The organism is Roseateles sp. P5_B10 (assembly GCF_056400485.1).
In genome coordinates, this window is the sequence record NZ_JBFULE010001507.1 from 1 (window position 1) to 666 (window position 666).

Annotated in this window: 2 protein-coding genes; both read right to left on the minus strand. The window is 59.0% G+C overall.

The genetic code is table 11. The annotated features are described in order from the left end of the window. Positions 1-560: potassium-transporting ATPase subunit KdpA (locus tag AC1DU6_RS34275; protein ID WP_477862912.1), on the minus strand; the 560-nt coding region annotated here is incomplete at its 3' end. A gap of 26 nt (positions 561-586) precedes the next feature. Further along, on the minus strand, positions 587-666 hold an 80-nt coding region (gene kdpF, locus AC1DU6_RS34280), incomplete at its 5' end, for a K(+)-transporting ATPase subunit F (protein WP_477862915.1).

A 666-nucleotide genomic window follows, 5' to 3' on the forward strand; every position in this document is an offset into this window, starting at 1 on the left:
ATGCAGATCGGCAGCAGCACATAGAGCGTGCAACGGGTAATATCGACCCAGAAATTTCCGATGGTGCGCATCGACGAGCGTGCGAAGCCGCGGATCAGCGCAACCGCCAAGGCAATGCCAGCGGCCGCCGACAGGAAGTTGTGCACCGTCAGACCCAGCATCTGGGTCAAATATGACATGGTGCTTTCGCCGCCGTAGTTCTGCCAGTTGGTGTTGGTGATGAAGGAGATCGCGGTGTTGAAGGAGAGATCTTCGGCGACCGCGGATTGCCCCGCAGGATTGAACGGCAGCACGGCCTGCAGCCGCATGAGCGCGTAGAGACTGAGGAAGCCGACCACATGAAAGAGCAGCATGGCGACCGTATAGGTCAGCCAGTGCTGCTCGCGTTTCTCGTTGACACCACCGATCCAGTACAGACCGGCCTCGACCGGCCGCAGGATGGGAGAGAGGAAAGTACGCTCTCCATTGAAAACGGATGTCATGTAGCCGCCGAGCGGCTTCACCAGCGCGAGAACCACCGCGCAGTACAAAGCGATTTGAATCCAGCCAATTGTTGTCATGTCAGTGGACCTTTTGGAGTGCGCGCTCAGAACCGCTCGGGCCGCAGCAGCGCGTAAGTGAGGTAGATCAGCAATGCCGCGGACACGAAGCCGGCGAGGGTGTAAT